Here is a 5,457-nt window from a genome sequence, read left to right on the forward strand (position 1 = left end):
CGTGAAAAGCCTTTCTCCGGCGCACGGAAAATTCACGTTCAACTTCTAGCTTAGCATAAAAAAAGCCCCTTAAAGAGGCTTATATCGTTTGTATTTGTTTCTGATCAACGACTTGTGCAACGGTTACCATTGTTAGGCATTGTTTTTATTTAATTTATATATCAATTCCGATAGCTTAATTCCAAGTCCAATTAAAAGAAATAAAATTCCCAAAGTTTCATCAATATTACCAAGGATATTTACTCCGCTAATTTCTTTTACCATTTCATTTCTTTCGTCAATTAGCTCATTGATTTTGCTTAATTCTATTTCAATTTCATCAATATCATTGTACTGGTTTAACATATCATCCGTTACTGATGGGATTTTAGGCATTTCTTCAAATTCAGAAATATCTACTTTTTCCAATATTTTTTTTACTTCTCTAACCCAATCACAAGTTTTTTGACGTATTTCATTCCGATTATTCCATTCTTCGTCAGATAAATATTTTGACTTTGTATATGGTAAACAATAATAATTTGTATTCAAATGTCCTTTTACAAACCTAAAATCGGCATTTATCCAATTTTCTTTTTTTTCCAATTCAAATTTTTTCTTTGAATCCTGATTTTTTGAGATAATAGCTAAAGTTCCAATAATTGCTATTACAAGAAGGAATAACTCATTCCATAAAAAAAAATTACTTGAAGGTCTTTTTAAGTATTTATAAATTCCTAACGATACTAAAACTGTCACAATGATTAGTGTAAAAGCGTAGTATGGATTAGTAATGAATTCTACCATTTTTTTTTTGAGTTGTATTCTTAAATAATGCCTAACGGTTGGGCTAAGCGTAGTGCGGGGGCAAGGAAACTTTTCGTTTCCGTCTGCGCACGAAGCTAAAGCTTATTGTTTAGTTTTATTTTTTCTTGTCCAAAGCTAAATCCATAAGATTTAGCGACATTATAAATATACACAGACCTTTCGGTTTTGCTTTAAACTCCGCATTACGTTTAGGTTGTGTTAGCCCATGTTTTTCTGCGTACTGATATGCCGTTTTTATTCTGCTCGAGTAAAGTCCATCTGCTCAACAGTTGCATTGAGAAAGGGTCCATTTGTTTTTTGTAATTCTATCCTCGTAATTTTTCCAATTAGATTGGTAATTTTAATAAATTAGCGTTTAAATTAAACACTTATTTCTGAAAAAAAGGAAATTATATTTCTTCTTTATCTCTTTTGAAAACTGCAAGAAATTCTTCTGTCGTTGCTCCTTGAAATATCATGCCACCAGAAGTAATAGGCTCCATTTTTATTAGTTCCCAACCTTCATTTCCCCATTTTTCAAATTTATTATTTAATTCAGTTTGAAAATTTTTTTTTCTAAAGTGAGAAACACTTATCGTTATAATTTTATATTCAAATTTTTTCATTTTCTAAATTAGTTTATAATGTTTGTAGAGCTATTTCAAAATGTGGGCTAACAATCGTTTATGTGTACAATTGCACATATACCCCTATTATCGAGGAATATGTACAATTGTTTTTCTCCTCACTAATATACTATTAAAGAATAAACCTACAATTATCAACGCACATTCCATTACGGAAAACCATAAAGGCTATAGATTATTTAAGTCTGCTTAAGAAATGACTAAAAACAGCGAACTGACCAACCATTTTATTTTTTATTGTTAAAATTAAGTGGGTCTTACACAATTTATAAGTCTAAGGAAGATAAATACCATCGGGCTCGCACAGGCGAGCAAGCTGATGCACCTCTCGGCGATCGCCTACAACCTCAAAAAGTACTTGAAATTCGAGAACAAACACCCGAAAAGCGGGGCGGGAAAGCTCGCCCTGTCATTATTCGTAAAAAGCATGGTTCATTACTTGAAAAGCCTTTCTCCATTGCATCTAAAATTTAGGATCATCTTCTGACATGGCATAAAAAAAGCCCCTTAAAGAGGCTTTTATCGATAACAATTATTTCTAATTATTGGCTTGTGCAACGGTTACTATTGTTAGGCATAGTTTTTATTCAAAAATCAGTTTTAACTCTCCGTTTTCAGGAATCAAATTCCACTTTTCGCACAGTTGGTCAAATTCCGATTTCATTATTTCAATATCTGTTAAGTTCATAATCGGAACTCCAATTCCGCTGATGTTTTTAGCTTCCCAATTTACCAATTCAATAAACTGTTCAGTTTTCGCTGCTCCAGAACCAATAGATTGAAGATTTCTTGCCATAATTTCAGATAGCCAAGTTTCAGAGCCCAAATTTCGAATTATTTCTTTATTGGATAATTCTTCTATGGTCATTCCAGATTTAACTTTTCCGTAAAAACCATTTTCTAATTTAAATTGTTTTTCAACAACATAGTGTGCAATATCGTGATTGGGGATATTAGGTCCGAGATTTATACTTGTCAAGGTTCCATCTATTCTTTTACAAGTTAAGGTGTTTCTAATTTTACCTTTGGTTATTATTATTTGCATTTCTTAAAATTACATACAAAGTGCTTGTGAATGGTTCAGTTACGTTTTTTATGCACTTAACTTAGCACATAATTGCCAACCGAGAAAGCCAGTAAGCCTTTCGTAAGTAGGCTGTAACTTGCAATTAATTTTATGCGGTGTTATTAACTGGGCTTTCTTTCGACTGGTTTAAGAGTTTAATGGCTGTGTAAAATATCCATAAAAAGTAAAAGAAGAAGACAATTCTTTGTCCTAGCGCGGGAATGTTCGGAAAGATAAATGCCCAAGCACCAAATACAATAGTTAAGTATGTGAAAATTAGAGTTGGTTTTTTTACTCTTTTCCAATATTCCGTTTTATTCATTAATTTGGTATAGGTAAAAGCTCCAATTAAAAAGAAGATATAACTCCCGAAACTACCAACTGTATGCAAAAGCATTGTTGTTGATTCCCTATTGTTAAAATCGCCAGGAAATATTCCTGCTATTGCCATAAAAACACCACTCAATAAAATGCCATATAAAGGCAGTTTGCTAGATTTTTCAATCGCCATATTTTTGTATTGTCCAAAAGAATAAATTGCTATAAGTAAACCTGTAAGAATGTATCCGAAACTGTTCCAAATCCATTTTTTTGGTGCATCGACCGAACCAAGTTCACTAATGGCTTTGGTAAACATTGAATATTCAGGACGCATTGATGACAAAATTACATAGGTAGTTAAAAAAACTATTGGCGATGCCATCCCGATTTTCCCGTAAACTTTGTTGGTCATTTTAATTTATTCTACTAATTCCATCAACATTTTTCTGCCACCAAAATCTATTTCTTGTTTCAATATCTTTCTTGTTGATTTATCTATGAAATAGACCATTATGGCAGTATTATTTGAAATATCATCAGTAGTTTCAACTTTCCAAACTTGTGTCTTTTTGCCATTAAAGTTGATGCTTGTCTCTTCCGTGTTTTTAATTGTTGCTGTAATTACTCCAATATTTGAATTAGGATTATAGTCAAAAATCGAAATAGTATTGGAATAGCCATTTTCTAAAGGAAGTAATCTTATTAATTGTGGATAGAAATTACTGTCAAAAAAAGGTTTGTCTGTTTTTTCTGAAATCTGTGTTTTTGTGTTAGTTTGTTTATCTAAATAATAGCCTGTAATTTTTTCACCAAATTCCAATACAATATCTCTTTGTTGATTGAATGAAGAATGATATATAGGTTTAAATGATTGATTTTCAACTATAGTACTATCAATCCATTTGGTTGGTGACTGTTTCATATTGACAGTTGTGATAATATATGTTTTCTCTTTTTCATTTTGAATTTGAGTCTGTATGCTTCCTATTTGTATTTTGAGAGTATCTTGAAGCATAAACCAAGACATTTCTGATGTTTCAGAGCTAATAAGTTTTTTATTAGCAGTATTATTTGACGGACTCAATAAAGTATCTTGACTAAATACTAGAGCAGAGGATCCGAAAATAAATAGTAAAATGTAAAGTGTGTTTTTCATTTGTCTAAGTTTTATATCTGTTAGACGTTAAAGTTGAATTTTGTTACAACTAGTAATTATTCATTATTTACAATTAATTGTATGAGACCAGCAGAGCAGCAAAAGGAACTAATTTTTTGAGTTTTCCCCTTGCAAAACAGAGCTTTCGGAAATCTACAAATACATAATTTGCTTTATATGCTGTTTTAGGCATAGTTTATTGTGAATCTTTTAATTGGAAAAGAATATCCATAATTTCAATATTTGGCATATCATTAATAGCGTAGGCTGATGGAATACTTTTGGCTAATTCAGATTCTTGGTAATTTTTTAGAGATTGTAGAGAGTCCCAAATGTATACTCCTCCATATTCTCCGTCTTTACTTGTTTTTACATAGTATTTTTGTAGAAGTCCAGAGATAGATTTAAAATTATTTTCTCTTTCTTTTGCTCTATTTAATAGCTCATCTTCTGGTAAATCCGATTTCAACGTAACAATTTGTAATACCATAATAATTAGATTTTGATTTCTATAATCGCAATCTATTTATTCTTGATGATGGAAAATTGTAAAAATCGGTCGTTTTCATTTTTTAGCAATGTAGAAGGTGTAAATCCTGTAATTTTCTTTATTCCTTTTATAAAATGTGATTGGTCAAAATAACCTTCTTCAGGATATAATTCTCCATTTTTTATCTGACTATATGTGGTAGCTCCTTTACGGATATTGCAATAACTTTTTAAGGAAAGTCCAAAGGTAGATTGAAAATATCTATTTATTTGTCGTTTAGACCAATTCGCTTGTTGTGAATAATATTCAATTGTCTTATTTCCCTTTGTTTGATTAATCGATTTTAAAAGAACTGATTTTCTGGAATCTATTATCTTTTGTTCTTCAATACACGATAACAAACATTTGTTCAGGTATTCAAATAAGCAATAGTCGTTATTTTCATGATACTCATCAATTCTCAAATACGTTTTATCTAATCGTTTTATTTTATTTAGCAATGAACTAATATGCTCTTGAATTATATTTTCTACAGCAAGCAATCTGAACTGTACACCATATATTGTAGTTTCTGGTGAGATAATTACATTGGTTTTATGATTCCATAAACCAGATAAAAAAACATTTTGTAGATTGTCATTGTGATAGCAAATTAATAAATCGAAAAAACCATCAGGAAAAATTGTATACTGTTGAACATTTTCTTTCTTATTTTCAATTTTCCAGTAACACCTTATATAATCTCTAAGATTTTGATATGGTTGTTGTTGAGAGTAAATCATCCAAAACTCTTTTTTAATATTTTATTGCTTCTTGTTTGTTTACGTTTATTAATTCGATTTTCAACTAATTATGCCTAACGGTCTCGGCTCGTATGTTTGGTTCTTAGTTTGAAGATACTATAATTATATAAATAAGGAGATTGATTAAGCGGTTGAGCTAGATACATTTTTTCGATGATGTCGTTTCATAGATTAACAAATCTTCTCAA

Annotated in this window: 7 protein-coding genes and 1 pseudogene; 1 reads left to right on the forward strand and 7 read right to left on the reverse strand. The window is 30.5% G+C overall.

What is annotated here, in order from left to right; genetic code table 11:
- Window positions 1-132: 132 nt before the first annotated feature.
- Both DCS95_RS19915 and DCS95_RS19920 read right to left on the reverse strand, forming a co-directional pair.
- Entirely contained in the window at window positions 133-786 is a 654-nt protein-coding gene (locus tag DCS95_RS19915) for a hypothetical protein (protein WP_116772556.1), read from the reverse strand.
- 410 nt (window positions 787-1,196) lie between these two features.
- On the reverse strand, window positions 1,197-1,412 hold the full coding sequence (locus DCS95_RS19920; RefSeq protein WP_116772557.1) for a DUF4177 domain-containing protein: 216 nt from the start codon (window positions 1,410-1,412) through the stop codon (window positions 1,197-1,199).
- A gap of 277 nt (window positions 1,413-1,689) precedes the next feature.
- Here DCS95_RS19920 and DCS95_RS20710 point away from each other — a divergent pair.
- A pseudogene (locus tag DCS95_RS20710) lies at window positions 1,690-1,920 on the forward strand (hypothetical protein); the annotation flags it as partial.
- Window positions 1,921-2,016: 96 nt separating this feature from the next.
- Here the strand turns inward: DCS95_RS20710 and DCS95_RS19930 are convergent.
- The 5 genes from DCS95_RS19930 to DCS95_RS19950 all read right to left on the reverse strand — a co-directional run bounded on the left by DCS95_RS19930 (window position 2,017) and on the right by DCS95_RS19950 (window position 5,248).
- Window positions 2,017-2,478: a hypothetical protein gene (locus tag DCS95_RS19930; protein WP_116772559.1), complete on the reverse strand. Its 462-nt coding sequence runs from the start codon at window positions 2,476-2,478 to the stop codon at window positions 2,017-2,019.
- Window positions 2,479-2,608: 130 nt separating this feature from the next.
- A complete protein-coding gene (locus DCS95_RS19935) occupies window positions 2,609-3,232 on the reverse strand; it encodes a DUF998 domain-containing protein (protein WP_116772560.1) in 624 nt (207 codons plus the stop codon).
- Between the two features lie 6 nt (window positions 3,233-3,238).
- Window positions 3,239-3,976 (reverse strand): DUF3108 domain-containing protein, encoded by a 738-nt coding sequence (locus tag DCS95_RS19940; protein WP_116772561.1) that lies wholly within the window; start codon window positions 3,974-3,976, stop codon window positions 3,239-3,241.
- Window positions 3,977-4,172: 196 nt separating this feature from the next.
- On the reverse strand, window positions 4,173-4,466 hold the full coding sequence (locus DCS95_RS19945) for a YdhR family protein (RefSeq protein ID WP_116772562.1): 294 nt from the start codon (window positions 4,464-4,466) through the stop codon (window positions 4,173-4,175).
- Window positions 4,467-4,498: 32 nt separating this feature from the next.
- Window positions 4,499-5,248 (reverse strand): DUF6597 domain-containing transcriptional factor, encoded by a 750-nt coding sequence (locus DCS95_RS19950; RefSeq protein ID WP_116772563.1) that lies wholly within the window; start codon window positions 5,246-5,248, stop codon window positions 4,499-4,501.
- Window positions 5,249-5,457: the final 209 nt, after the last annotated feature.

Source organism: Maribacter litoralis, from assembly GCF_003075045.1.
GTDB lineage: Bacteria > Bacteroidota > Bacteroidia > Flavobacteriales > Flavobacteriaceae > Maribacter > Maribacter litoralis.